The organism is Gemmobacter sp., assembly GCF_046292685.1.
Classification (GTDB): Bacteria; Pseudomonadota; Alphaproteobacteria; order Rhodobacterales; family Rhodobacteraceae; genus Wagnerdoeblera.
The window spans coordinates 1-23,620 of record NZ_JBKBQM010000008.1; the positions used below are offsets into that span (position 1 = coordinate 1).

Consider the following 23,620-nt stretch of genomic DNA (forward strand, 5'->3'; position numbering starts at 1 on the left):
CCCCGCGCCCCCCCGCCCGCCGCCCCGCGGGTGCCCCCAAGGCCCACCGGCCTGCGCCTGCCCGGGCGGGCGCTACTCGCCCGCCCGGGCAGGCGCTGGCCTCTGTCACTCTCGCTGACACGGTCCGGCTGCACCGTGGTCGCGGCGGGCGGGGAAAGGCAGTGCCTTTCCTGATCCGCCCGGACGCGGTTTGCCAGGTGGCAGCCCCCCCTCACCCCACCCCGATGCCGCGCAGGATGATCGCCTTGACCGAGGCCTTGGCCTCGGCCCATTGCCGGTCCGACAAGGGCTTGCCGCCGTTCAGCGTTTCGATCTGGTGGCCGAAGTCGGCATAGTGCTGCGTCGTTGCCCACAGCATGTAAAGCAGGTGCCGCGGATCGACCGGCGCCATCTGGCCGGCGTCGATCCAGCGGCGGATCACCGCGACACGGCCTTCGGTCCAGTCGCGCAAGGTGGTTTCCAGGTAATCCTGAATCACCGGCGCGCCGTGCATCACCTCGGATGCCCAGACCTTGGACCCGAACGGGTGGCGGCGGCTGATCTCCATTTTCGCGTCGATATAGGCGGCAATGCCTTCGGCCGGGCCGGGGGCTGCGTCGAAGGCATCGGCCGCGTGCAGCCAGATCTCGAAGATGTCGCGCACCACGCGGCGATAGAGCTCCTCCTTGGTGGCGAAGTAATAGTGCAGGTTGGCCTTGGGCAGCCCCGCCATGTCGGCGATCAGCTGCATGGTGGCGCCGCCGAACCCGGCCTCGGCAAAGACTTTTTCCGCTGCCTGCAAAATGAGCCGCTCGTTCTGCTGGCGAATGTCCTGGCGCCGCAGCGGGCGGGCGGGGTCGGTCATGGCGCCGGTGTCCTCAAGAAAATCGTTGACCGTCTGGTCAGGTTGTGGTGCCTTTACGTTGACCATACGGTCAGGATCGGATTCGGGGCAAGGGGCGAGAAAAGACCCCGGCCCACAGGGAGAAAACGATGGTACCAGCAGGACAGAACCTGCGGATCGATTCCGCGCGGCTGTGGGACAGCCTGATGGAGATGGCGCAAATCGGCCCCGGCATCGCCGGGGGCTGCAACCGCCAGACCCTGACCGATGCCGATGGCGAAGGCCGCCACCTGTTCGCCGCCTGGTGCAAGGCCGCCGGCCTGACCATGGGCGTGGACAGCATGGGCAACATGTTCGCCACCCGCGCAGGGACCGACCCGGAGGCCTTGCCCGTCTACATGGGCAGCCACCTCGACACCCAGCCCACGGGCGGCAAGTACGATGGCGTGCTGGGCGTTCTGGGCGCGCTCGAGGTGGTGCGCACGATGAACGACATGGGGGTGAAAACCCGCCGCCCCATCGTCGTCACCAACTGGACGAACGAGGAAGGCACCCGCTTCGCCCCCGCCATGCTGGCCTCGGGCGTCTTTGCCGGAATGCACACGCAGGACTGGGCCTATGACCGCCGCGATGCCGAGGGCAAGCGCTTCGGCGACGAACTCGCCCGCATCGGCTGGGTCGGGGACGAACCTGTCGGCGCGCGAAAGATGCACGCCATGCTGGAGCTGCACATCGAACAGGGCCCGATCCTGGAGGCGATGGGCAAGCAGGTCGGCGTCGTCACCCACGGGCAGGGCCTGTGGTGGTTGCAGATCACGCTGACCGGCAAGGATGCGCATACCGGATCGACCCCGATGCACATGCGGGTGAACGCCGGCCTCGGCATGGCGCGCATCACCGAACGCGTCCACCAGATCGCCATGAGCCACCAGCCGAACGCCGTGGGCGCCGTCGGGCATGTGCAGGTGTTCCCGAACAGCCGCAACGTGATCCCCGGCAAGGCGGTGTTCACCGTCGATATCCGCAGCCCCGACCAGACCAAGCTCGACACCATGCGCGCCGAGGTGGAACGCGCCGCCCACGCGGTGGCCCGCGAACTGGGCGTGGGGTGTGAGGTGGAGCCCGTGGGCCACTTCGACCCCGTCACCTTCGATGCGGGCCTGGTCAAGGTGGTGCGCGGCGCGGCCGAGCGGCTGGGCTACAGCCACATGGACATCGTTTCGGGCGCCGGCCACGATGCCTGCTGGATCAACCGCGTGGCCCCCACGGTGATGATCATGTGCCCCTGCGTGGACGGCCTGAGCCACAACGAGGCCGAGGAGATCAGCCCCGAATGGGCCGCGGCCGGCACGGATGTGCTGCTGCACGCCTGCCTCGAGGTGGCGGAGGTGGTGGGGTGAGGCACCACGGCAACCCCGCCCCGGGCTCGACCCGGGGCCCCGCCCCGGGCCTGAACCGGGGCCCCGCCCTTCGCGCCTCGGGCCAGGGTGCAGCCGGAGGCCCCGGGTCGAGCCCGGGGCGGGGTTTACCCGGCATTAACCGTTCTGCACCAGACTGCCGGCATGGCGCAGTTCGTTTACATCATGGCCTCTCGCCCTGCCGGGGCGATCTACATCGGCCGCACCGGCAACCTGACCGCCCGCGTCGCGGCGCATCGCGCCGGTCTGTCTGCGCACACGGCGAAATACAACATCCGCACGCTGGTCTGGTTCGAAGTGCACGAGGATTTCGCCACCAGCCTGAAGCGCGAACGCGCGATCAAGCGCTGGCCTCGCGCCTGGAAGAACGCCCTGATTGCCGAACGCAATCCGCATTGGCAGGACATCAGCGGACACATTCCGTTCTAGGGCGCGCCCGCCCCGGGCTCGACCCGGGGCCTCGCCCCCTGCCGCGCGCCCGCCCGAACCACAGGCCCCGGGTCCAGCCCGGGGCGGGTATTTCCCTCCCCTGCAGGAGCCGCCCATGACCACCATCATCCGCAACGGCACCATCGTCACCGCCGACCTGACCTACAAGGCCGATGTCCGCATCGAGAACGGCACGATCGCCGAGATCGGGCAAGGCCTCAAGGGCGGCACCGAACTCGACGCCACCGGCTGCTATGTCATGCCCGGCGGGATCGACCCCCACACCCATCTGGAAATGCCCTTCATGGGCACCTACAGCGCGGATGACTTCGAATCCGGCACCCGGGCTGCGCTGGCGGGCGGCACCACGATGGTGGTGGATTTCGTGCTGCCGGGGCAGGGCCAGGGCCTGATGGATGCCGCGCAGATGTGGCACAACAAGTCGGGCCGGGCGACCTGCGACTACTCCTATCACATGGCCGTCACCTGGTGGGGCGAAAAGGTGTGGGAGGACATGGCCGCCAGCGTCAAGGCCGGCATCACCAGCTTCAAGCACTTCATGGCCTACAAGGGCGCCCTGATGGTGAACGACGACGAGCTGTTCGCCAGCTTCCGCCGGGTGGGCGATCTGGGTGGCCTCGCCATGGTGCACGCCGAAAACGGCGATGTGGTGGCGGAACTCACCGCCAAGCTGCTGGCCGAAGGCAACCGCGGCCCCGAAGGCCACGCCTATTCCCGCCCCCCCCAGGTCGAAGGCGAGGCGACGAACCGCGCCATCATGATTGCCGACATGGCCGGCGTGCCGCTCTATGTCGTCCATGTCTCGTGCGAGGATGCGCACGAGGCGATCCGCCGGGCGCGGTCGCTTGGCAAGCGGGTCTGGGGCGAACCGCTCATCCAGCACCTCACGCTGGACGAATCCGAATACTTCCACCCCGACTGGGACCATGCCGCGCGCCGCGTGATGTCGCCCCCCTTCCGCAACAAGCAGCATCAGGACAGCCTGTGGGCCGGGCTGCAATCGGGCTCGCTCTCGGTCGTGGCGACCGACCATTGCAGCTTCACCACCGAACAGAAACGCTTCGGACTGGGCGATTTTTCCAAGATCCCCAACGGCACGGGGGGCCTTGAGGACCGGATGCCGATGCTGTGGACGCATGGGGTGAACACCGGGCGGCTCACGCCCAACGAATTCGTCGCCGTCACCAGCACCAACATCGCCAAGATCCTGAACTGCTATCCGAAGAAGGGCGCGGTTCTGGTGGGGGCGGATGCCGACCTGGTGGTGTGGGATCCCGAAAAGGAAAAGGTCATCGGCGCGGCCAGCCAGCAATCCAGGATCGACTACAACGTGTTCGAAGGCCAAAGGGTCAAGGGCCTGCCGCGCTTTACCCTCACCCGCGGGCATGTGGCGATTCACGATGGCGAGCTGCGCACCCGCGAAGGCCACGGCCAGTTCGTCGGCCGCGAGGCGCGCCCCGCGGTGAACCGCGCGCTGAGCGCCTGGAAAGACCTCACCGCCCCGCGCCCCGTGGTGCGCACCGGCGTGCCGGCAACGGGGGTCTAGGGCACCAGATGCTCCAGCTCGGGCAGCAGCACCACGCTTTCCTGTTCGTTCGGGTCGGTCCGGGCGATCACGGCCGTCACCGGATCGGGGCCGGGGTTGACGGGCAGGTGCGGCACATCGGCGGGAATGTAGATCAGGTCGCCCGCCTCGGTGTCCATCCGGTGTTGCAGCCGGTCGCCCCAATACATCACCGCCCGGCCCGAAAGCTGGTAGATCGCGGTTTCATGGCTGGCGTGCTTGTGCGCGCGGGCACGCCCGCCGGGCGGCACCGTCAGCAGATGCATGCAGATGCCCGCCGATCCGGCACTTTCGCGCGAAATGCCTTGCAGATAGGCAAATCCCTGCTTGCCGTCATGGGCGGTGTGGGGGCGCAGCTTGCGGCATTCGGTCATGGTGCGGTCCTTTCGCGGGCACACGGGTCGCGGGCATCCGGGGCAGCATGGCACGGAAAGGCAGGGGCATGAAGGTCGCTCTGGTCATCGGCGGCGGGTCCGGCATGGGCGCAGCTTCGGCCCGGGCGCTCGCGGCCGACGGGTTTGCGGTGGGCATCCTGACCGCCTCGGGCAAGGGGGCGGCGGTGGCCGAGGCGCTGGGCGGAATCAGCGTGCAGGGCACCAACCGCAACGAATCCGACATCCGTGCGCTGGTCGATGCGGCGCTGGCGCGCTGGGGGCGGGTGGATGCGCTGGTCAACAGCGCCGGCCACGGGCCGCGCGCGCCGCTGCTGGAGCTGACCGATGAGCAGTGGCACGAGGGGGTGGAGGTCTATTTCCTCGGCGTCGTGCGCGCGGCGCGGGTGGTGACGCCGGTGATGGCGGCGGGCGGGGGTGGGGCGATCGTCAACATCTCTACCGCCTGGGCCTTCGAGCCGAGCCCCATGTTCCCCACCTCGGCTTTCGCGCGGGCGGGGCTGGCCAGCTTTACCAAGCTTTACGCCGACGAATATGCCGGCCAGAACATCCGCATGAACAACGTGTTGCCCGGCTGGATCGACAGCCTGCCCCGGCAGGAGGCCCGCGCCGCCGGCGTCCCGATGCGCCGCTACGGCACGGCCGAGGAAATCGGGCGCACCGTGGCCTTTCTGGCCTCGGACGGGGCAGGCTACATCACCGGGCAGAACATCCGGGTGGATGGCGGCCTGATGCGGGGGGTATGATGCGCCTAGGGTTCGCCCTGTTCGGGTTCCTCGACCGCTTCGGGGTCGGCGGGCAAGGCCAGGATCGGCGCCTCGAAATAGTATTCCTCGAGGTCGTCCGGCTGCGGGGCGAAGGCGAGGGTGGTTGTCGTGGTCATTGAATCCTCCTGTGGCGCCAAGGTGGGAACAGGGTCGAAACGGCGCAACCATGACGCGCAGATGCAACGGCGATGTGAAGACCGCCCGGCCCGCGCCCACGATGGCGTGAACGGCCCCGCGGCAAGGGTGACAGGATGAAGGACATGGCCGAAACGGCCCCCCCCGTGATCGAGGCCAAGGGCCTGAATCTGGTGTTCGAAACCGCCGACGGCCCGGTGCAGGCCCTGCGCGACGTGAACCTGACGATCCGCAAGGGCGACTTCGTGTCGTTCATCGGGCCGTCGGGCTGCGGCAAGACCACCTTCCTGCGCTGCGTGGCCGCGCTGGAGCACCCGACCGGCGGCACGCTTACCGTCAACGGCCTGACCCCGGACGAGGCGCGCCGCAAGCGTGCCTACGGCTATGTCTTTCAGGCCGCGGGGCTTTACCCCTGGCGCACCATCGCCGGCAACATCAAGCTGCCGCTGGAGATCATGGGCTTTTCCCGCGACGAACAGGACGCCCGCGTTGCCCGCGTGCTGGAGCTGGTCGAGCTGAAGGGCTTCGGCAACAAGTTTCCCTGGCAGCTATCGGGCGGCATGCAGCAGCGCGCCTCCATCGCCCGCGCGCTGGCCTTCGACGCCGACATCCTCCTGATGGACGAACCCTTCGGCGCGCTGGACGAAATCGTGCGCGACCGGCTGAACGAGGAACTGCTCAAGCTCTGGGCCGCCACCGGCAAGACCATCGGCTTCGTCACCCATTCCATCCCCGAGGCGGTGTATCTTTCGACCAGGATCGTGGTCATGTCGCCGCGCCCGGGCCGCATCACCGACGTGATCGACAGCCCCCTGCCGCGCGAACGCCCGCTCGACATCCGCGACAGCCGCGAATTCATCGAGATCGCCCACCGCGTGCGCGAAGGCCTGCGCGCCGGCCACGGCGACGAGGTCTAGGCCATGACCCGCAGCTTGCCTGTCCTGACCGTGCTGGGGCTGATCGTGGCGATCTGGTATGCCGGCGCCGTGCTGATGAACATGGCCTGGACGCTGGATCAGGCCGCGCGCTCGGGCCAGGATCTGACCTTCGGCCAGATCGTCGCCGATACCATGACCCAGCGCCGCCCCCTGCTGCCCCCGCCGCATCAGGTGGCCCAGGCGCTGTGGGATGGCGTGGCGGGCGAAGCCGTCACCTCCAAGCGCAGCCTCGTCTACCACGCGCTCATCACGGTCGAGGCCACGCTGTCGGGCTTCGTGCTCGGCATCGTGGTGGGCATCGCGCTGGCGGTGGCCATCGTCTATTCGCGCGTCTTCGACGCCTCGGTGATGCCCTGGGCGGTGATCTCGCAGACCATCCCCATCGTGGCGCTGGCCCCGATGATCGTGGTGCTCTCGAACTCGCTGGGCCTGGGCGAACGGCTGGGGCTCGACAACCGCCTGGTCTCCAAGACCATCATCGCCGCCTACCTCAGCTTCTTTCCGGTGCTGGTCGGCATGGTCAAGGGCCTGCGCAGCCCCGACGCGATGCAGACCGACCTGCTGGCGACCTGGAACGCCACCGGCTGGCAAAGCTTCGTCAAGCTGCGCCTGCCGGCCTCGATGCCCTATTTCTTCGCCTCGCTGAAGGTCGCCATCGCCGCCGCGCTGGTGGGGGCCATCGTCGGCGAATTGCCCACCGGCGCGGTCGAGGGCCTGGGCGCGCGGATGCTGGTCGCCAGCCAGTTCGGCCAGCCGCTCTTGATGTGGGCCTCGCTGTTCATGGCGGCAATCGTGGCGGGGCTCTTGATCCTCGCCGTGGGCGGGATCGAACGGGCGGCCAACCGGCGCATGGGGGTGCGGGCATGACGGGCGCGGCAGCACAACCCGGCTGGCTGTGGGGCGCGCTGGCGGTCTGGCTTGCGCTCTGGGCGCTCAACGCATGGCTCGCGCGGCGGATGCCCTGGCCGGTGCCGGCGATCTTCGGCATCGCCGTGCTGGTGCTGTGGGAAGGGCTGGTGCGCGGCCTCGGCGTGCCCGAGGTCATCCTGCCCGCCCCTTCGGTGGTGGCGGCCACCTTTGCGGCCAACCTGGGCGTGCTCTGGGGCGATTTCGTGCAGACCATCCTGATGGGTGCGGTGCCCGGCTGGCTGATGGGCTGCGGGGCGGCGGTGGCGGTGGCGGTGGCCATCGACCGTTCGCCCTTCCTCACCCGTGGCCTGCTGCCGGTGGGCAACTTCGTTGCGGCCTTGCCGATTGTCGGCATCGCGCCCATCATGGTCACATGGTTCGGCTTCGGCTGGCAATCCAAGGCGGCGGTGGTGTTTGCGATGGTGTTCTTCCCCGTGCTGGTCAACGCCGTCGCCGGGCTTCAGGCGGCAGACCGGATGCAGCGCGACCTGATGCACACCTGGGCCGCCAGCTACGGGCAGGGCCTTGTCAAGCTGCGCCTGCCCGCGGCCATGCCCTTCATCTTCAACGGGCTCAAGATCGCCACGACCCTTGCCCTGATCGGCGCCATCGTTGCCGAATTCTTCGGCTCTCCCACCCGCGGCATGGGATTCCGCATCTCCACCGCGGTGGGTTCGCTTGCGCTGCCGATGGTCTGGGCCCAGATCGTGGTGGCGGCCCTCGCGGGCACGATCTTCTTCGCATTGGTGGGGGCCGTGGAACGGCGCATCACCTTCTGGCATCCGTCCCACCGGGGGCGGAGATGACAACGACAACACGGAGGTAGAACGATGAAGAAACTGATCGCAGGTGCGGCGCTCGCCCTGCTGTCCGCCACCGGCGCCTGGGCGCAGGATGCGGTGAAGCTGCAACTGAAATGGGTGACCCAGGCCCAGTTCGCCGGCTACTACGTCGCCGCGGCCAAGGGCTTCTACACCGAGGAAAAGCTGGATGTCACCATCCTGCCCGGCGGCCCCGACATCGCCCCCGAACAGGTCATCGCCGGCGGCGGCGCCGATGTCATCACCACCTGGATGCCGGCCGCACTCGCCGCGCGCGAACGCGGCGTGCCGCTGGTCAACATCGCGCAGCCGTTCAAGAACCAGGGCCTGTCCTTCGTCTGCCGCAAGGACATGGGCGTGAACTCCACCGCCGACTTCCCCGGCAAGACGCTGGGCGTGTGGTTCTTCGGCAACGAATACCCGTTCTACGCCTGGATGGCCAAGCTGGGCCTCAAGACCGATGGCAGCCCCGGCGGTGTCACCGTGCTGAAACAGGCCTTCGACGTCGAGGCCCTGCTGAACAAGCAGGCCGCCTGCATCAGCGTGATGACCTATAACGAATACGGCCAGGTGCTGGATGCGGGCCTCAAGCCCGAGGAGCTGACCTTCTTCTCCTACGCCGACCAGGGCGTGAAGGTGATGGAGGACGGGCTTTATGTGCTCGAACAGAACCTCGCCGACCCGGCCTTCGCCGACAAGATGACCCGCTTCGTGCGCGCCTCGATGAAGGGCTGGAAATACGCCGAGGCGAACCCGGCCGAAGCCGCGCAGATCGTGGTCGATGCCGACCAGACCGGCCTGCAGACGCTGGAGCACCAGACCTACATGATGGGCGAGGTCGCCAAGCTCACCGCCGGCGGCAACGGCGCGCTGGACCCGGCCGATTTCGAGGCCACCGTCGCCGCGCTGCTGGCGGCTGTCAGCCCGGAAAACCCGGCCATCACCAAGGCCCCGGATGCCGGCGCCTGGACCCACGCCATCAGCGATGCCGCGCTGAAATAAGCGATCCCGCCAAGGCCAGGGGCCGGACGAACCGTCGCCGGCCCTTCACCTTGCCGAAATATCCCACGGGGGTTGCGATCGGTTCGCCATCGGTTCGAGAACCGATCGGCAACGGGGTGTGACACCCCCGGTTCCCCGGTTCAGACCAGACCGGCGGCCCGGAACAAGGCGCGGACATCCGTTTCGGGCCGGGCGCCGAAATGCGAAATCACCTCGGCCGCGGCCACGCAGCCCATGCGGCCGGCGATCTCCAGCGGTTGCCCGGTGGCCAGGCCATACAGGAACCCGGCCGCAAACTGGTCGCCCGCCCCGGTGGCATCGACCGGCACCACGCGGTGCACCGGCACCGTCACCTCGGCCTCCCGCGCCCGGATCACCACATCCGACCCCGACCTTGTGCAGACCACCAGCGGGCAATCCGCCGCCGCCTGCGCCAGCGCCGCCCCCAGATCCTCGGTCTGGTACAGCGAGGTCCATTCGTGTTCGTTGCCGATCACGTAATCCAGTTCCGTCACCAGGCGGCGGAAATCGCCCCGGTGGCGATCGACGCAGAACGGGTCCGACAGCGCGATGCCCGCGCGCCCGCCCCCCGCCCGGCACGACCGCGCGGCCTTCAGGAAGGCCAGCTTGCCCGGTGCCTTGTCGAACAGATAACCTTCGAGGAACAGGATATCGGTGTTGCCGGTCACCTCCTCGGGCACGTCCTCGGGTCCGAGCTCGGCCGAGATGCCGAGGTAGGTGTTCATCGACCGCTCACCGTCGGGGGTGACGAAGATCATGCTGCGGCTGGTGGGCAGGTCGGCGCCTTTCACCGGCGGGTTGGGAAAGCCGGTGCCTTCGCCGGCCAGGGCCGCCACATAGAACCGCCCCAGCGCATCGTCGCGCACCCGTCCCACGAAGGCCGAGGACAGCCCGAGGTTGCCGCACCCTGCGATGGTGTTCGCCACCGACCCGCCCGGCGCCTCGGTCCGGTCCTTCATCGCGGCATAAAGCACCTCGGCGCGGTCGCGCTCGATCAGCTGCATGATGCCCTTGGTGATGCCCATGTGGTCCAGGAACATCTCGTCGGTCTGGGCCAGCACATCGACGATGGCGTTGCCGATGCCGGTGATGGCGGTGCGGGTCATGGGGATTTGTCCTCGTAGGGGCAAAGGTCGCGGATCAGGCAGTCGGCGCAGCGGGGCTTGCGCGCGGTGCAGATGTAGCGCCCGTGCAGGATGAGCCAGTGATGGGCATGAAGCTGGAATTCCGCCGGCACGTGATCCTCGATGGCGCGCTCGACGGCTTCGACGTCGCGGCCCGGGCAGATGCCGGTGCGGTTGCCGACGCGGAAGATATGGGTATCGACCGCCTGCGCCGGCAGGTGCCACCACATGTTCAGCACCACGTTGGCGGTCTTGCGCCCCACGCCCGGCAGCGATTGCAGCGCCGCGCGGCTGGAGGGCACCTGCCCGCCGTAATCGCGCACCAGGATTTCCGACAGGCGGATCACGTTCTTCGCCTTGTTGCGGAACAGGCCGATGGTCTTGATGTGTTCGATCAGCCCTTCCTCGCCCAGGGCCAGCATCCTTTCGGGCGTGTCGGCGATGGCGAACAGCCCGGCGGTGGCCTTGTTCACGCCCTTGTCGGTGGCCTGCGCCGACAGCGCCACCGCCACCAGCAGGGTATAGGCGTTGGTATGGTGCAGCTCGCCCTTCGGTTCCGGCTCGGCGGCGTGGAACCGGGTGAAGATCTCGCGGATCGTGGCATAGGGAAGCTGCGCGGCCATGCGGCGGTTCTAGCGGGGCGCCTGCGGCCGGGCAATGCGCAAAATCCGGGTCGCGGGGCGGGCCGTGGCGCGGTATCACCCAAGGCAGGCGCGGGGGGGGGGGGGGGGGGGGGGGGGGGGCGGGGGGCCCCCCCGCCCCCCCCCCCCGCCCCGAGGGGGCTTTCTGACGCGTTTACAGTGAATTGATACCGACGCGCGATGCGGTGTCAATGTTTTCAAGGGGTTGCGGGCGGGCGTTTAAGGTGGATTTGATACCGTCGGGGCAGTTTCGCGGGGTTCTGGGCGAATGCGCGCGACACCGCAAAACCATGTGTCACAGATTTATTCCGGTATATCAACCGCTTGTCAGGGGGTGGCGCGCAAGTTCCGGCGGGCGATTTGCGCAAAACGGCAACTGGCGAGTTGCCGATTGCCGAGTCAACACCGCTACTTTTCCGACCTGAAATCTCGCGCAAGCAGAGACTTCATGTCCTCAAAGAACGCCTGCCGGTCTAGCCCATAAGCGTCAGAGTTGTTGGCGAACGCTTGAAGCCGCTTCATGTAAGCAAACATGGCCTTCGCGGCGATCTCTGACCCGTCGAATCCGGCTATTCGGTCATTGTGGATCAACTCGCCGCCATGCTTCCCGCTCTCTGCCTGTAGCCATTGCAGGACGCCGAAAACCACATTGAAGCAAGCGACAGCGTAATCCTTCTCCCCGAGTTTCAAAGGCAAGCTGCTTTCGGCCCTGCCTACGAGCCAATCAAGGGAAACCTGCATCGCATCGGCTATGGCTATCAGTGCATCGACGCCGGGCCGCTTGGCACCGGACATCTTCATGTAGCTTTCAAGGGTGCTTTTCGGCAAGCCGCACGCTTCGGCCATCTGCTGAATGGTCAAGCCCCGTTCGATCCGCAGGCGATGAAGCCGCTGCACAAGTTCGCTAGGTCGCTCAACGTCAGTCATTGACAGAACCCAAAAGTGTTCTTGGCCTACCATTGTAGGTTAAATGAGGGCGGAACACTCCCAACGTCAGGCAATAACACACCGTTGCCCCTTGACCAAGCCGATTACAACCGGATCAAGGCGGCTTTCGTTGCCCGTGGGACAACGCTCAACGCCTAGTGCAGAGCAAGCCGGGTTCATATCCAGAACATGCGGGATGCGGCCTTCGGGCGCTGGCGCGGTGCTGGTGCGGCTGCGCTCATGGCAAAGGTCATCGACTCCGCCGGGGCGCAAGAATGATGCTCACTGTGTCGGATATCGTAGGCCTGCCCGGCTTGCCTTCAACCAAGTTCGGGCTTCGCCAGTGGCTCAAGCGTCTTGCGATTCCGCTGGTAGAACAGGGGAACCGCTTCACCTTCGCGCTGTCGGACCTTCCAGCGCCCGTGCGGGCTGCGTTCCTGGACCGGGAAGCGGCGGAGTTCGGACTTGATCCCGGGCAGTATGACGAAGCGGCGCATGCGCGGCTTGAGGATGCGACGCCCCGGATGCGGGCGCGGGCGGAAGCGGATGCCCGGATCGTCTATTTCATCCAGGCGCGGGTGCAGGCGGGGCTTTCGCAGGCCGAGGCGTTCAAGGCGGCGCGGGCGAAGTTCGGGGCCAAGGGCACCAGCCGGGCCACGCTCTTGCGCAACATGAAGGCGGTCAGGGGGTTGAACCGGTGAACTTCGTGCCCGCGCTGCTGACCGATCACAGCCGGGAACGCGGGCGCAAGGGGCCAATGGCAGGCGAGTCGCCCGAGGCTTGGGCCTATTTCCTGCACCGGATCAGCGAAGCGCACCCGGAATGGCCGCTTGCCGCCGCCTATGACGAGGTGGAGCGGATCAAGGAACCGATGGGCTGGCACTGGCCTTCACGGGCGACGATCTACAACCGCTGGAACGCGCTGCCGCACTCGGTGCGGCTGACGCTGCGGTTCGGTTCACAGAAGGCGGCAGAGTTGATCCGGCAACCCGTGCCGCGCACGCGGGACGAATTGCCTGCCATGCACATATGGTCGCTGGACGGGCAGACACGCAACGTGATGGGCCGTTTTGAAGACGGCACCGAAGGTCGCCCGATCGAACTGCGGCTGGTGGACGTGGGTTCGGGCAGGATTGTCGGCTGGCGACTGTGCAAGACGGAAAACGCCATCGACACGGCGGCGCTGATAATTGAGGCAGTGCGCAAGCATGGTGCGCCGAAGTTCATCTATACGGACAACAGCAAGGCGTTTTCCTCGCACCGGTTTGCGGGCGGGGTGACGTTCAAGTTCCGCAAGCGCAAGGACGCGGCGGGCCGGATGGAACCGCCGTGCGTCTGCCAAATCCTTGGGATTGAGGTCTTTTACCACAAGCCCCGGAACGGGCAGGCGAAGTATGTCGAACGGACCTTTGCCGAGACGCAGCGTCGCGTTGATGCGGGGCCTGAGTTCACCGGGGCGCATACCGGGTCCAACACCCTGAGCAAGCCGGACGGGGCAATCAAGGCGGTGCCGCTGGCGACGATTGCCGAAGTGTCCGAGCGGGAATACCGGCATCACAACGCCCGGATTCGGCGGGGCGGGTTCGCCAAGGGGCGCAGCTTCAACGCCATCTTCGAAGCCGGGACAAAGGATGCGCCTTTGCGGATGCCCACGGAACGGCAGTTCTATCGCGCCTCGTTGGCCTATAGGCCGGTATCGGTGGACCGGAACGGGCGGTTCGAGGTGGAAGGCTGGATCTACGGCGGGCCGGATACACAGGACGCGCTGCTTGCCTGGCACGGCAAGGGGCAAGTCCTGGTGGGCATCAACCCGCATGATTTTGAGGCCCCGGCTGTCGCCTATGACCCGGACGGGCGGTTGATTGTCGAGGGTATCGAAGCGGTCGTGCCTGGCGAATACCAGTCCATGAAGGGGCTGCAAGCCTACAAGCGGTATGACAAGGCCGCGCGCAAGGCCACGCAAAAGGCCAAGGAGTATGGCGAACTTGCCGGGGCGGCGCTGCTGGAAAAGGCGCGGCTTGCACAGGCGGCGGCAACCCCGACCGAACCGGAAAGCCCGCGTTCAAAGGTGGTTCAACCGCCCTTTGGCGGGCCGCTTATCGACACCCCGCGCCACCCGGAAAGCGCGATTCTCCCCCGGCATCGGGCAGCTTTTGCAGAGTTCGTCGGCAGACCGAAAGGGACTGTCGGGTAAGGCGGTCAAGAGGGCGTTGCCGCGCCCCCTTGACCATTCATCGCGGGCAAGCCCGCAAACGGAGTGGAAAGCAACATGGCAGAAGTCTTGAAGCTGAGCAAGACAGCGGCAACGCCGGTAACGGAAGGCCCGCCGGGCTTTGTGATGACAAAGACGGCACGCGAGGTGTCCGACGCCCTGAGTTTTGTCGAACGGCTGTCAGGCCCGCGCCTGGGCATGATCGCCGGGGCATCGGGCGTGGGTGTCAGCACGGCGGTTGCGGCCTATGCCTATGGCCGGGGCGACGTTGATGTGTTCCCCTGCGTGCAGTCCGAAGGGGACACGCGGTCCTTCGCCGAGGCGTGGTGCCGGTCTTGGGACTGGAACGACAAGGGCAACATGAGCCTTCCGGCAAGGCGGGCGGCGATGCTTCCGCGCGTTCGCGGGCGGCTGACCATCTTCGACAATGCGCACCATCTGGAACCTTCGGCCATCGAATGGGCCTTGGGGGTGGCAGATCAGGCAGGCGGAAACGTGGCGTTCTGCGGCGGCTTGAGCCTTCGCTGGACGTTCATCGAAAATGACCAGTTGCGCGGGCGGATGCTGATGCCCTGCGTCTTCACCGCGGCGAAGAAGGGCGATGTGTCGGCGATTGTCCGGGCCGAAGGTCTGGCCCGTGACGGCATTCCTGACGCCCTGGGCGGGGTGTCGCGGTTCGGCGGTACGCTGCGGAACGTGTTCAACGTGGTGGAGCTGGCGCGCGTCTTCGCGAAAGGCGCGCCGGTGGGGCTGGCAGACGTGAACGCCGCTATCGAGGCACTGCAATTCGGCAAGGGGAGCAAATGATGAAGTCCTATCCGAGCATCGAACATGCGCTGTCGGAACAGTCGGACCATCTCATGCAGGCGGTTCACGCCTTCCGCTATGGCGAGATCGACGCGGACGAGGTGCGTTATCGCATGGTTTCTTGTGCCGACGCTCTGTCCCAACTGCAAATCCATGCCGACCGGCGGCGCGAGAAAGAAGCGCGGGGCGGCTATCTGACGGTGACGTTCGACACCGAAGGCCCCGAACTTGCCGAAATCTTCGCGGCGGCACCGGCCTTGCTGCACCTTCTGCGCAACACCGAGGCGGCTCTTGGGATGGTGACGGATGGTCTAGAAGACATGGGCGATATCATCGTGTCCGGGCATGTTGCGGTGCTACAGCTTGCCGGGCAAGCCCTGCGGTCTTCGATAGACCGGGATATCGGCCCTGTCATGCGTCTGCACCACAAGCTTTCGGCGGCAGCTATCCAGCATCGCGAAACGAGAAACGCCCTGGCGGAAGGAGTCGCGGCATGACGATCACCAAGCGGCAGGTTGCCCTTCTGCGCTTTGGGCAAAGGCAACTCGGATGGTCCGATGCCATCTGGCGCGTCACCTTGGCGGAATTGGGCGGGGTGGAAAGCACCACGGAACTTGATCAGGCGGGCTTCGAACTGCTCATGGCCTTCCTGGAGTATTCCGGTTGGCGTCCGGCACAGGCGAAGGGGCCAGACTATGGCAACCGGCCCGGCTTTGCCAGCTTCGCGCAACTGGAACTGATCCGCACGCTCTGGCGGGAATGGACGCGCGGCGAAGGCACGGCCGAGGGCTTGAACGCCTGGTTGAACCGGACGTTCAAGGTGACGCATCCGCGCTTCCTGACGGCGAAGGACGCACAGAAGGCCATCGGAGCCTTGCGCCGGACGAAGGCGCGCCCGCCGCGCGCGGCCTGACAGGCGGGCAGGCATCGAAGGGGCGGCGCGGGCATGCGCCGCCCCTTTTGCATGAAACCGCGCCAGAGGGCCGCACAGGCCCGTTTCCGGGCCTTGGGCCATCACTCCCCGCGAAAGCCCCGCACCCCCTTTAAAAACGCCGGAAACCCCGTTTAACGGGCGCGTTGCGGGGGGCCTTGCCGCTCTGCCACCCGGAAAAAATCCCCGCACACCGTTGCGCATATTTCCGCGCTTCCGCGACTGATACCCCTTTTTCCAGACATCGCCGCGCTTCGCTTGAGGCACGGCAAACCGGGAAAAGGACCGCGCCTATATTCATCAACGCCGCCAATCTGGACCTTGCTTTCAGGGGCTTCCAGACGATCTACGACGAATCCCGTCTTGCCGCGCCTTCGCACGCGATGGAGATCGCGATGAAGGTGCCGAGTTATGCCCGTGATGAAACTTATGGGTGGCTGGGCGCGTTCCCGCAACTGCGCGAATGGATCGGGCCGCGCCATGTGAAGAACCTGACCGCACGCGGCTTCACCATCGAAAACCGCAAGTTTGAAAGCACGGTGTCCATTTCCCGAGTGGACATCGCGGATGATCGCCTGGGCGTGTTCAAGCCGATGTTTTCGGAAATGGGCACCATCGCGGCGCGACACCTGCGTCGGATCGGCCTGCCGATCCGACGGGGATGAACTGGTCTTCGGTCTGCTGAAGGCCGGTTTCGACTCGACGTGCTTCGACGGGCAGAACTTCTTCGATACCGACCACCCGCTTGAGGATGCGAGCGGCACGCCCGTCGCCGTGTCGAACATGCAGGCGGGCGCGGGGCCGGCCTGGTATCTTCTGGACGTTTCGCGCGGGGTGCGCCCGATCATCTGGCAGGAACGCGAAGGCTACGAGTTCACGGCGGTGATGCAGAACAACGACGCCCATGTGTTCACGCATGACGCCTATCTGTATGGCGTCCGGGCGCGGGTGAATGCCGGGTTCGGCCTGTGGCAACTGGCCTTCGGGTCCAAGGCCGCGCTTGACCCCACCAACCATGCCGCCGCGCGCGCCGCCATGATGAACTTCCGCAGCGACGGCGGCAAGGTGCTGGGCATCACGCCTTCCGTCCTGATCGTGCCGCCCGCGCTGGAAGAAGCCGCACTGCACCTGCTGAACACGGGAACCATGGACGGCGGCGGTTCGAACCCCTGGAAGGGCACCTCCAAGCTGATCGTCACCCCCTACGTCGCCTGAAGGAGTTCGCCATGGTTGCCCTGACTTCCGACCGCAACACCCCCTTTCGGCTTGCGATACGCGCGTGCAACCCGTTGCCGCCGGGGTTCTGATCTTCGCCGGGGCGCTGGTCATGCGCAACGCATCCGGCTTCATTACCAAGGGCGCAATCGCAACCGGGGCGGTTGCCGTCGGGCGCGCGGAAAGCAAGGTGGACAATTCCGGCGGCGCGGCTGGCGCGGCGATGGTGGAATACCGGCAGGGAGTCTTCGCCTTCGAAAATGCCGGGGCTGATCCGGTGACACAGGCCGGGGTCGGCAATCTCTGCTTCGTTCTGGATGACCAGACGGTTGCCGCGACGGACGGGGCAGGCACCCGGTCCCGTGCCGGGATCGTGGACGGGCTGGACGGTGGACGGGTCTGGGTTCGCCTGGACGAAGCCATCACGCGCGGAGCTTGAGGCAAGCCATGTTTGATAATCAACTTGCCATCTGCGAAGCGGCCTTGCCGCCGGGTGCAGCCCCGGAATGGGTTCACCTCTTGCCGCCAAAGGGGCGCATCACGGCGCGCGACGGACGGAAGTTCATCAGCCGCAAATCCTGCGGATTCGCGGGGGACGATCCGGCGGCGCTGGTGGCGGACTTCAACGCACGTGCGGTGGACGCGGCCGTTGACTTCGCTCACCAGTCCGAACTTGCCGACGCCAAGACAGGCGGGCCGGTTCCGGCGACAGGCTGGATCGAGGAACTTCGCGCCGATGCCACCGGCCTTTGTGCCTTGGTGGAATGGACCGCCCGCGCCGCCGCGCTGATTGCGGCGCGGGAATACCGCTACCTTTCGCCCGCCTTTCTGCACGACAAGGCGGGCGTCATCACGCGGCTCAAATCGGCTGGCCTGGTGCATAACCCGGCCTTGCAGCTTACCGCCCTTGCCAGTCAGGAAGACGTGATGACACCGGATACCATTCCGCCGAAGGGCACCCCGGAACCCGACCTTGCTGCGCGCCTTGCGGCCTTGCTGGGCCTGCCCGAAGGCACGAGTATGGAAGACGTGCTGGCGATGATCGCCGCGCGCCTTGCCACCCCGGCGAAACAGGGCAGCGACACAGCCCCGGCCATGGCGGCGGAAGTCACGCCGGACCCGGCCCGCTTTGTGCCTGTCGAGGCGATGCAGGCCCTGCTTGCCGAGCGCAACAGCTACATCGCCACTGCGCGCGAGATCGAAGCAACAGCCAAGGTGGAGCGCGCCTTGCTGGACGGGCATATCACGAACGGGATGCGGTCCTGGGCCTTGGCCCTTTGCACGCAAGACCCGGCCAGCTTCGACGCTTTCCTGTCGAAATCTCCGGCGCCCTACAAGCACCTGTTCGACAATACGCCCCCGCCGCTCTACCACAAGACCGGCCTCGGGCAAGAGCCTGCGGCCAGTGCCGCCGCCGCTTCCATCTGTGCGCAACTTGGCCTGCCGCCGGGGGCGCTGAACGAATGACGAAATCCGGCCCGGTCCTCAGCGGGCAGGATGATCGCTACCTTGGTTCCTGGTCTCGGGATGCGGTCTGGGCCTCTCCGGTCGGCGAAGTCGTGGGCGCCGACCGGGGGGCAACCCCATTTCCCTGCCCGCGCCCCACGGCGCAAATCGAAGCCTTTGTGCAGGGGCGCAGGCCAGACCTTGCTGCGGCCTTCCTGTTGCGGTTCGGGGGGGGCCGAACTGATCCTGTCCGAGAACCCGCGCGAAGACGGCGCACGCGGCAAGCCCTGGTCGGGCTGGACAACGCCCGCGCGCTTGGCCAGCTTCTCCGCGTGCCCCGGCGTATCCCGCTGGCGAAGCCGTGGTTGACCGGCTACCTGCGGTCGCGCGGCTATCCCCTGGCCGAGATCGCCCGGACGCTGCATGTGTCGGACGTGTCGATTCGTCGCTGGATCAAGCAGGCGGCAGAACGCGCCGAACGCCTGGCTGAAGAACAGGCGGCGCGCGCGGCCAAGCGAGGCGGACGGGGCAAGCCATGACGGGCACCGCTCTGCGCCTCGCCCGGGCCGAAGCCCGCGCCGCGCGCGACCAGTCCGCCGCGCCGGTGTCGGGACTGGACCGGGCGATTGCCGCTCTTGAACAGGCGGTTGAAGGCAGCGTTCAACAGGCCATTCAAGCCCTGCCCGAAACGACCGCGCCGCACTGCCCGCACCGTGCCGCGCATCGCCCCGGACGCGCCCGGCTGATCGACAATGACCCCGAGTTGCGGGCGTTCATCACGGCGCGGATTGACCGGCTGACCTTCTGCCAGCTTGCCGACGCGGTGGCGGCGCACTTCCCGCCCGAACGCCACGTCAAGAAGACCGCGATTCACGCTTGGTGGAAACGGCAGCGGGCCGCACGAAAGCCGGACCATTCCGGATAGCCCCCGGACTCTCTCCGTCTTCCGGTATCAGAACGACTTTTGACGGGGGATCAGGGTAGATTATACGTTACATCGGGACACCCCCGAGGATATTTGCGTCAAGGTGAAGCGCATGGACGACCTGCAAGGCGCCTATCATTACCGTGTCATCGCCCGGGCGCTGGCCGAACTGGATGCCGCCGGCCCGGGCCTCACGCTCGAGGCGCTGGCCGCGCGGATGGGGATGAGCGCCGCGCATTTCCAGCGCGTCTTTTCCGCCTGGGTGGGCGTCAGCCCCAAGCGGTATCAGCAGTATCTGGTGCTGGATCACGCCAAGGCGCTCTTGCGCGCGCGGATGACCGTGCTGGACACGGCGCAGGAAACCGGCCTGTCGGGCGGTGGCCGGCTGCACGACCTGTTCCTGACCCGGGAGGCGATGGCGCCGGGCGATTATGCCCGCGCCGGCGCCGGGCTGACCATTGCCGAGGCCTGGGTGCCCACCCCCTTCGGCGAGGCGCTGGCGATGGCCACCGACCGCGGCCTGTGCGGCCTGGGTTTCGCCGAGCAAACCGGGCGCGCGGCCACGCTTGCCGACCTGCGCGGGCGCTGGCCCAAGGCGCGCTTCGTCGAGGATGCCGCGGCGGTTGCCCCGCTGGTGGCGGCGGCCTTCGGTGGGGCGGGGCGCTTGCACCTGATCGGGGCGCCTTTCCAGATCAAGGTCTGGGAGGCGCTGTTGCGCGTGCCTTCGGGCCATGTGACCACCTATTCCGAACTGGCGCGCGCCGTGGGCAACCCGCGCGCGGTGCGCGCCGTGGGCACTGCGGTGGGGCGCAACCCCGTCAGCCTGTTCATCCCGTGCCACCGGGCCTTGCGCCAGACCGGGGCCTTGGGCGGCTATCACTGGGGCCTGCCGGTCAAGCGCGCGATCCTGGCCTGGGAATCGGCGCGGGCCGACGCCGCTGCCGACGCGGGGGCCGACACGGCGGCGTGATCGCGCGGCCCGCGACTGGGCGGAAAGCTGCCCGCCCGCGCGCGGCGGCTTGGCAGCGCCGGCAAGCGGTGCCTATATCGCATCGGACCCATGCCCCCCCGCGGGGCGACAAGACACGAGGCCGACCATGAAACTTGCGACCCCCCTGATGCTCGGGACGCTGGCTGCCTTTACCCTGGCCGCCTGCGACCCCTATCCGCAAGGCGACCCCAACAACGCCCGTGCCCGCACCGGCGCGCTGACCGGCGCGCTGATCGGGGGTGCCATCGGCGCCGGGTCCAACAGCAGCACCCGCCCGCTGGCCACCGTGGCCGGGGCCGTGGCGGGCGCGGCCATCGGCGGCGCCATCGGCAGCGCGCTCGACCGGCAGGCGGCCGACCTGCGCGCCCAGACCTCGGGCGCCATCGGCGTGGTCAACGCCGGCGACCGGCTGGTGGTGACCATGCCGCAGGATCTGCTGTTCGCCACCGACAGTTCCGCCTTGCGCCCCGACCTGCAGGCCGACCTGCGCGCCGTGGCCGGCAACCTGCTGCAATACCCCAACAGCCGGATCGAGGTGATCGGCCATACCGACAACACCGGCGATGCCGCCTATAACCGCAGCCTGTCGCAGCGCCGCGCGGCCTCGGTCGCCTCGGTGCTGATCGGGTCTGGCGTGCCGGCCGGGCGCATCGTGACCATCGGCCAGGGCGAGGACATGCCGATTGCCTCGAACCTGACCCCCGAAGGCCGCGCGCAGAACCGGCGCGTGGAAATCGTGATCCGGCCCACCGGCTGACCCGGCAAACCGATCCGGCGAAGGGCGTTGCGAACCGGCACGTGTGGTCATAATATCTGACCAGTCCGTGCAGGTTTGCGATGCCCTTTGAAAAGATCCCTTCCGAAAAGCTGTCCCAGGCGGTCGTCCGGCAGATCGAAAGCCTGATCCTGAACGGCGTCTTGCGGCCGGGCGAACGATTGCCCGCCGAACGCGACCTGTCCGAGCGGCTCGGCGTCTCGCGCCCCAGCCTGCGCGAGGCGGTGGCCGAATTGCAGGATCGCGGGTTGCTGGCCGCGCGGGCCGGGGCCGGCATCTATGTGGCCGATGTGCTGGGCTCGGCGTTTTCGCCGGCGCTGGTGGGGTTGTTCCGCAGCCACGACCAGGCGGTGTTCGACTACGTCGCCTTTCGCCGCGACATGGAGGGCCTGGCCGCCGAACGCGCGGCGCGGGATGGTTCGGAAACCGATCTCAAGGTCATCGACGCCATCTTCCGCAAGATGGAGGCCGCCCACGCCAAGCGCGACCCCAGCGACGAGGCCGCGCTGGACGCCGATTTCCACATGGCGATCATCGAGGCCAGCCACAACGTCATCATGCTGCACATGATGCGCTCGATGTACGACCTGCTGAAGGAAGGCGTGTTCTACAACCGCCAGGCCATGTTCCGCCAGCGCACCACACGCGACCAGCTGCTGGACCAGCACCGCGCCATCAACACCGCTATCCAGGCCCGCGATGCCGCCGCCGCCCGGGCCGCGGTCGAGGCGCACCTGAACTATGTGCTGTCCTCGCTGACCGATGCGCGCCAGTCCGAACGCCACGAGGCCGTGGCCCGCCAGCGGCTGGAACACGAGGCCGAACGCTGACGACTCCCGCCCCTGCGGCAATGCGCACAGCCACCGCTCGGGCCTTTGCGGCCGGGGCGAAGGGTGGCAGCCGTGGCAAGCGGGGGGTTTTCCACCCCCCGCACCCCCCGGAGGATATTTGGACAAGGTGAAGGACAGGCGGGGCGGTGCGCGGCGGGGGGCGGCTGTTGCCCGCTGCCGCGCGTGAACGCCCGTGGCCGGTTGCGCGGCGGGGCCGGGGCAAGCCTGCCCCGGGCGGGGCACCGTTCCGGCTTGTCCGGTGCCCTTTCCTGTGCCGGGTCCGATGCGGCGGCCGGCGTCGGCGCCGGCATCTGTGCGGCTTTTCCTGCCGGGTCTCGGCGCTGTCTGCGGACCAGCCGGGGCCGGGATCCCGCCATCGGGCCCGGGGGGGCAGCGCCCGCGACGCGGGTGCCTTCGGCGCGACCCGCCTTGTGCAGGGGGGCCGCGGCCCGGTTTCGGCGGTGGGGCAGGGGATCGGAACCCGGGGGCGTCGCGCCGCGCTCTGGCCGCCCCCCCTCCGCGTCGGGTGCCGGAGCCGGCATGTCATCGCCGGCCGGGGGCGTCGGCCCCCGCGGATCGGGCGGCAGCACCGGCGGCCGTCCCCCGGCAGGACCGCGCCGCCGCCGCAAGGCTTGCCGCGGCGGATTGCGCAAGACCCGCGGCCGGCGGGCCCCGGCAGAAGCCCCTGCCGGCAGGGGCGGGGCAGGGAGGGGCGTCGGTCCTGTCGGGGCGCGAGTTAACAATTCGTGAAAACGCACCGACAAGTGGTTGATTTCAAAAGGGTGCCATCCTGTCCCTCGCAGGGACGGGGCCGGCGGCTCAGACGTGCTGGCCGCCGTTGATCTCGATTTCCGTGCCGGTGATGTAGCTGGACTGGTCGTTGCAGAGGAACCAGATCGCCTCGGCCACCTCGTGCGGCTGGCCCAGGCGCCGCATCGGCAGCGCGGCGACGATGCGGTCGGTCCCGGGCGAGAGGATGCTGGTTTCGACCTCGCCGGGGGCGATGGCGTTGACCCGCACGCCCAGGGGGCCGAAATCGTGCGCCATCTCGCGGGTCAGCGCGGCAAGGGCCGCCTTGGAGGTGGCATAGGCCGCCCCCGCAAAGGGGTGCACCCGGCTGCCCGCGATGGAGGTCACGTTGACGACCGAGCCCCGCGCGGCGCTCAGCTCGTCCTTCAGCCCGCGGGCCAGCACGACCGAGGCGAAGAAGTTGACGTGGAACACCTGCCCCCAGGTCCGCAGGTCGGTATCCAGCGTGCCCAGCCGCGCGCCCCCCGGCCCCTTGGGCGAGATGCCGGCATTGTTGACCAGCGCGTGCAGGCGGCCGTTGATCCTGCTCTTGATGACGCCGATGGCCTCGATGGTCTTGTTGGGGTCGGCCAGATCCAGCTGGATGTGGTTTTCCTCGCCGCCCGGCCAGGGGCAGCGCGGGTCGAAGGGGGCGCGCGAACAGGTCAGCACCCGCCAGCCTTCGGCCGAAAAGCGCTTGACCGTGGCGTGGCCGATCCCGCGCGAGGCGCCGGTGAGCACAAGGGTCTTCTGGTCCGACATGGGGC

General features: G+C 67.7%; 29 protein-coding genes. 22 read left to right on the forward strand and 7 right to left on the reverse strand.

Annotated features, from left to right (window positions below):
* Window positions 1–211 precede the first annotated feature (211 nt).
* Window positions 212–844 carry a TetR/AcrR family transcriptional regulator gene (locus ACK4S2_RS03555; RefSeq protein ID WP_409620386.1) on the reverse strand — a complete coding sequence of 211 codons (633 nt, stop codon included), beginning with the start codon at window positions 842–844 and terminating at the stop codon, window positions 212–214.
* Window positions 845–972: 128 nt separating this feature from the next.
* On the opposite strand from ACK4S2_RS03555, the gene ACK4S2_RS03560 reads away from it, so the two are divergent.
* From ACK4S2_RS03560 to hydA, 3 genes are all read left to right on the forward strand, one after another.
* Complete coding sequence (locus ACK4S2_RS03560) at window positions 973–2,223, forward strand: Zn-dependent hydrolase (RefSeq protein ID WP_409620388.1); 1,251 nt, start codon at window positions 973–975, stop codon at window positions 2,221–2,223.
* A 162-nt stretch (window positions 2,224–2,385) separates the two neighbouring features.
* Window positions 2,386–2,670: a GIY-YIG nuclease family protein gene (locus tag ACK4S2_RS03565; RefSeq protein ID WP_409620390.1), complete on the forward strand. Its 285-nt coding sequence runs from the start codon at window positions 2,386–2,388 to the stop codon at window positions 2,668–2,670.
* 115 nt (window positions 2,671–2,785) lie between these two features.
* Window positions 2,786–4,237, forward strand: a complete 1,452-nt coding sequence (gene hydA / locus ACK4S2_RS03570; RefSeq protein WP_409620392.1) for a dihydropyrimidinase — start codon at window positions 2,786–2,788, stop codon at window positions 4,235–4,237.
* On the opposite strand, the gene ACK4S2_RS03575 is transcribed toward hydA, so the two are convergent.
* The gene (locus ACK4S2_RS03575; protein ID WP_409620394.1) at window positions 4,234–4,629 is read right to left on the reverse strand and encodes a cupin domain-containing protein; all 396 of its coding nucleotides are present in this window, start codon (window positions 4,627–4,629) and stop codon (window positions 4,234–4,236) included. The genes hydA and ACK4S2_RS03575 overlap by 4 nt on opposite strands.
* Window positions 4,630–4,697: 68 nt before the next feature.
* Between ACK4S2_RS03575 and ACK4S2_RS03580 the strand changes: the two genes are divergently transcribed.
* Entirely contained in the window at window positions 4,698–5,393 is a 696-nt protein-coding gene (locus ACK4S2_RS03580) for an SDR family oxidoreductase (RefSeq protein ID WP_409620396.1), read from the forward strand.
* Between the two features lie 5 nt (window positions 5,394–5,398).
* Here the strand turns inward: ACK4S2_RS03580 and ACK4S2_RS03585 are convergent, their stop codons facing one another.
* Window positions 5,399–5,530, reverse strand: a complete 132-nt coding sequence (locus tag ACK4S2_RS03585; protein ID WP_409620398.1) for a hypothetical protein — start codon at window positions 5,528–5,530, stop codon at window positions 5,399–5,401.
* Between the two features lie 135 nt (window positions 5,531–5,665).
* Between ACK4S2_RS03585 and ACK4S2_RS03590 the strand changes: the two genes are divergently transcribed.
* From ACK4S2_RS03590 to ACK4S2_RS03605, 4 genes are read left to right on the forward strand one after another with little or no spacing between them, the layout of a single operon-like run.
* The gene (locus ACK4S2_RS03590) at window positions 5,666–6,466 is read left to right on the forward strand and encodes an ABC transporter ATP-binding protein (protein ID WP_409620399.1); all 801 of its coding nucleotides are present in this window, start codon (window positions 5,666–5,668) and stop codon (window positions 6,464–6,466) included.
* A gap of 3 nt (window positions 6,467–6,469) precedes the next feature.
* Window positions 6,470–7,354, forward strand: a complete 885-nt coding sequence (locus ACK4S2_RS03595; protein WP_409620401.1) for an ABC transporter permease — start codon at window positions 6,470–6,472, stop codon at window positions 7,352–7,354.
* Window positions 7,351–8,202: an ABC transporter permease gene (locus tag ACK4S2_RS03600; RefSeq protein ID WP_409620403.1), complete on the forward strand. Its 852-nt coding sequence runs from the start codon at window positions 7,351–7,353 to the stop codon at window positions 8,200–8,202. The genes ACK4S2_RS03595 and ACK4S2_RS03600 overlap by 4 nt, the downstream gene beginning before the upstream one ends.
* Before the next feature lie 24 nt (window positions 8,203–8,226).
* A complete protein-coding gene (locus ACK4S2_RS03605; RefSeq protein ID WP_409620405.1) occupies window positions 8,227–9,219 on the forward strand; it encodes an ABC transporter substrate-binding protein in 993 nt (330 codons plus the stop codon).
* 140 nt (window positions 9,220–9,359) lie between these two features.
* Here the strand turns inward: ACK4S2_RS03605 and ACK4S2_RS03610 are convergent, their stop codons facing one another.
* The 3 genes from ACK4S2_RS03610 to ACK4S2_RS03620 all read right to left on the reverse strand — a co-directional run bounded on the left by ACK4S2_RS03610 (window position 9,360) and on the right by ACK4S2_RS03620 (window position 11,932).
* Window positions 9,360–10,346, reverse strand: coding sequence for an adenosine kinase (locus ACK4S2_RS03610; RefSeq protein WP_409620407.1), 987 nt, complete (start codon window positions 10,344–10,346; stop codon window positions 9,360–9,362).
* The gene (gene nth, locus ACK4S2_RS03615; RefSeq protein ID WP_409620409.1) at window positions 10,343–10,987 is read right to left on the reverse strand and encodes an endonuclease III; all 645 of its coding nucleotides are present in this window, start codon (window positions 10,985–10,987) and stop codon (window positions 10,343–10,345) included. Before nth ends, ACK4S2_RS03610 begins: the two co-directional genes overlap by 4 nt.
* 426 nt (window positions 10,988–11,413) lie before the next feature.
* Window positions 11,414–11,932 carry a helix-turn-helix domain-containing protein gene (locus ACK4S2_RS03620; RefSeq protein ID WP_409620411.1) on the reverse strand — a complete coding sequence of 173 codons (519 nt, stop codon included), beginning with the start codon at window positions 11,930–11,932 and terminating at the stop codon, window positions 11,414–11,416.
* Window positions 11,933–12,207: 275 nt separating this feature from the next.
* On the opposite strand from ACK4S2_RS03620, the gene ACK4S2_RS03625 reads away from it, so the two are divergent.
* From ACK4S2_RS03625 to ACK4S2_RS03690, 14 genes are all read left to right on the forward strand, one after another.
* Complete coding sequence (locus ACK4S2_RS03625; RefSeq protein WP_409620413.1) at window positions 12,208–12,633, forward strand: hypothetical protein; 426 nt, start codon at window positions 12,208–12,210, stop codon at window positions 12,631–12,633.
* A gap of 5 nt (window positions 12,634–12,638) precedes the next feature.
* Entirely contained in the window at window positions 12,639–14,126 is a 1,488-nt protein-coding gene (locus ACK4S2_RS03630) for a transposase domain-containing protein (protein WP_409620415.1), read from the forward strand.
* A gap of 75 nt (window positions 14,127–14,201) precedes the next feature.
* Window positions 14,202–14,951 (forward strand): hypothetical protein, encoded by a 750-nt coding sequence (locus tag ACK4S2_RS03635; protein ID WP_409620417.1) that lies wholly within the window; start codon window positions 14,202–14,204, stop codon window positions 14,949–14,951.
* Window positions 14,948–15,448: a hypothetical protein gene (locus tag ACK4S2_RS03640; RefSeq protein WP_409620419.1), complete on the forward strand. Its 501-nt coding sequence runs from the start codon at window positions 14,948–14,950 to the stop codon at window positions 15,446–15,448. Before ACK4S2_RS03635 ends, ACK4S2_RS03640 begins: the two co-directional genes overlap by 4 nt.
* Entirely contained in the window at window positions 15,445–15,864 is a 420-nt protein-coding gene (locus ACK4S2_RS03645) for a regulatory protein GemA (RefSeq protein ID WP_409620421.1), read from the forward strand. Before ACK4S2_RS03640 ends, ACK4S2_RS03645 begins: the two co-directional genes overlap by 4 nt.
* Before the next feature lie 176 nt (window positions 15,865–16,040).
* Window positions 16,041–16,547, forward strand: coding sequence for a Mu-like prophage major head subunit gpT family protein (locus tag ACK4S2_RS03650; protein WP_409620423.1), 507 nt, complete (start codon window positions 16,041–16,043; stop codon window positions 16,545–16,547).
* Window positions 16,450–17,097, forward strand: a complete 648-nt coding sequence (locus tag ACK4S2_RS03655; protein ID WP_409620425.1) for a Mu-like prophage major head subunit gpT family protein — start codon at window positions 16,450–16,452, stop codon at window positions 17,095–17,097. Before ACK4S2_RS03650 ends, ACK4S2_RS03655 begins: the two co-directional genes overlap by 98 nt.
* A gap of 64 nt (window positions 17,098–17,161) precedes the next feature.
* Complete coding sequence (locus tag ACK4S2_RS03660) at window positions 17,162–17,536, forward strand: hypothetical protein (protein WP_409620427.1); 375 nt, start codon at window positions 17,162–17,164, stop codon at window positions 17,534–17,536.
* Window positions 17,537–17,544: 8 nt separating this feature from the next.
* Entirely contained in the window at window positions 17,545–18,564 is a 1,020-nt protein-coding gene (locus tag ACK4S2_RS03665) for a phage protease (RefSeq protein ID WP_409620429.1), read from the forward strand.
* A gap of 344 nt (window positions 18,565–18,908) precedes the next feature.
* Window positions 18,909–19,082 (forward strand): helix-turn-helix domain-containing protein, encoded by a 174-nt coding sequence (locus ACK4S2_RS03670; protein ID WP_409620431.1) that lies wholly within the window; start codon window positions 18,909–18,911, stop codon window positions 19,080–19,082.
* Window positions 19,079–19,468, forward strand: a complete 390-nt coding sequence (locus tag ACK4S2_RS03675; RefSeq protein ID WP_409620432.1) for a hypothetical protein — start codon at window positions 19,079–19,081, stop codon at window positions 19,466–19,468. Before ACK4S2_RS03670 ends, ACK4S2_RS03675 begins: the two co-directional genes overlap by 4 nt.
* Before the next feature lie 112 nt (window positions 19,469–19,580).
* On the forward strand, window positions 19,581–20,438 hold the full coding sequence (locus tag ACK4S2_RS03680) for a methylated-DNA--[protein]-cysteine S-methyltransferase (protein ID WP_409620434.1): 858 nt from the start codon (window positions 19,581–19,583) through the stop codon (window positions 20,436–20,438).
* Window positions 20,439–20,565: 127 nt separating this feature from the next.
* A complete protein-coding gene (locus tag ACK4S2_RS03685; RefSeq protein WP_409620436.1) occupies window positions 20,566–21,216 on the forward strand; it encodes an OmpA family protein in 651 nt (216 codons plus the stop codon).
* A gap of 80 nt (window positions 21,217–21,296) precedes the next feature.
* Window positions 21,297–22,064, forward strand: coding sequence for a FadR/GntR family transcriptional regulator (locus tag ACK4S2_RS03690; RefSeq protein ID WP_409620438.1), 768 nt, complete (start codon window positions 21,297–21,299; stop codon window positions 22,062–22,064).
* Window positions 22,065–22,883: 819 nt separating this feature from the next.
* Here the strand turns inward: ACK4S2_RS03690 and ACK4S2_RS03695 are convergent.
* Window positions 22,884–23,615 (reverse strand): SDR family NAD(P)-dependent oxidoreductase, encoded by a 732-nt coding sequence (locus ACK4S2_RS03695; RefSeq protein ID WP_409620440.1) that lies wholly within the window; start codon window positions 23,613–23,615, stop codon window positions 22,884–22,886.
* Between the last annotated feature and the right edge of the window lie 5 nt (window positions 23,616–23,620).

Excerpts from the sequence above, each read along its gene's own strand:
- ACK4S2_RS03555 (WP_409620386.1), bottom strand. The coding sequence starts at position 844 with ATGACCGACCCCGCCCGCCCGCTGCGGCGCCAGGACATTCGCCAGCAG.
- ACK4S2_RS03560 (WP_409620388.1), top strand. The coding sequence starts at position 973 with ATGGTACCAGCAGGACAGAACCTGCGGATCGATTCCGCGCGGCTGTGG.
- ACK4S2_RS03565 (WP_409620390.1), top strand. The coding sequence starts at position 2,386 with ATGGCGCAGTTCGTTTACATCATGGCCTCTCGCCCTGCCGGGGCGATC.
- hydA (WP_409620392.1), top strand. The coding sequence starts at position 2,786 with ATGACCACCATCATCCGCAACGGCACCATCGTCACCGCCGACCTGACC.
- ACK4S2_RS03575 (WP_409620394.1), bottom strand. The coding sequence starts at position 4,629 with ATGACCGAATGCCGCAAGCTGCGCCCCCACACCGCCCATGACGGCAAG.
- ACK4S2_RS03580 (WP_409620396.1), top strand. The coding sequence starts at position 4,698 with ATGAAGGTCGCTCTGGTCATCGGCGGCGGGTCCGGCATGGGCGCAGCT.
- ACK4S2_RS03585 (WP_409620398.1), bottom strand. The coding sequence starts at position 5,530 with ATGACCACGACAACCACCCTCGCCTTCGCCCCGCAGCCGGACGACCTC.
- ACK4S2_RS03590 (WP_409620399.1), top strand. The coding sequence starts at position 5,666 with ATGAAGGACATGGCCGAAACGGCCCCCCCCGTGATCGAGGCCAAGGGC.
- ACK4S2_RS03595 (WP_409620401.1), top strand. The coding sequence starts at position 6,470 with ATGACCCGCAGCTTGCCTGTCCTGACCGTGCTGGGGCTGATCGTGGCG.
- ACK4S2_RS03600 (WP_409620403.1), top strand. The coding sequence starts at position 7,351 with ATGACGGGCGCGGCAGCACAACCCGGCTGGCTGTGGGGCGCGCTGGCG.
- ACK4S2_RS03605 (WP_409620405.1), top strand. The coding sequence starts at position 8,227 with ATGAAGAAACTGATCGCAGGTGCGGCGCTCGCCCTGCTGTCCGCCACC.
- ACK4S2_RS03610 (WP_409620407.1), bottom strand. The coding sequence starts at position 10,346 with ATGACCCGCACCGCCATCACCGGCATCGGCAACGCCATCGTCGATGTG.
- nth (WP_409620409.1), bottom strand. The coding sequence starts at position 10,987 with ATGGCCGCGCAGCTTCCCTATGCCACGATCCGCGAGATCTTCACCCGG.
- ACK4S2_RS03620 (WP_409620411.1), bottom strand. The coding sequence starts at position 11,932 with ATGACTGACGTTGAGCGACCTAGCGAACTTGTGCAGCGGCTTCATCGC.
- ACK4S2_RS03625 (WP_409620413.1), top strand. The coding sequence starts at position 12,208 with ATGATGCTCACTGTGTCGGATATCGTAGGCCTGCCCGGCTTGCCTTCA.
- ACK4S2_RS03635 (WP_409620417.1), top strand. The coding sequence starts at position 14,202 with ATGGCAGAAGTCTTGAAGCTGAGCAAGACAGCGGCAACGCCGGTAACG.
- ACK4S2_RS03640 (WP_409620419.1), top strand. The coding sequence starts at position 14,948 with ATGATGAAGTCCTATCCGAGCATCGAACATGCGCTGTCGGAACAGTCG.
- ACK4S2_RS03645 (WP_409620421.1), top strand. The coding sequence starts at position 15,445 with ATGACGATCACCAAGCGGCAGGTTGCCCTTCTGCGCTTTGGGCAAAGG.
- ACK4S2_RS03655 (WP_409620425.1), top strand. The coding sequence starts at position 16,450 with ATGATCGCCTGGGCGTGTTCAAGCCGATGTTTTCGGAAATGGGCACCA.
- ACK4S2_RS03665 (WP_409620429.1), top strand. The coding sequence starts at position 17,545 with ATGTTTGATAATCAACTTGCCATCTGCGAAGCGGCCTTGCCGCCGGGT.
- ACK4S2_RS03675 (WP_409620432.1), top strand. The coding sequence starts at position 19,079 with ATGACGGGCACCGCTCTGCGCCTCGCCCGGGCCGAAGCCCGCGCCGCG.
- ACK4S2_RS03680 (WP_409620434.1), top strand. The coding sequence starts at position 19,581 with ATGGACGACCTGCAAGGCGCCTATCATTACCGTGTCATCGCCCGGGCG.
- ACK4S2_RS03685 (WP_409620436.1), top strand. The coding sequence starts at position 20,566 with ATGAAACTTGCGACCCCCCTGATGCTCGGGACGCTGGCTGCCTTTACC.
- ACK4S2_RS03690 (WP_409620438.1), top strand. The coding sequence starts at position 21,297 with ATGCCCTTTGAAAAGATCCCTTCCGAAAAGCTGTCCCAGGCGGTCGTC.
- ACK4S2_RS03695 (WP_409620440.1), bottom strand. The coding sequence starts at position 23,615 with ATGTCGGACCAGAAGACCCTTGTGCTCACCGGCGCCTCGCGCGGGATC.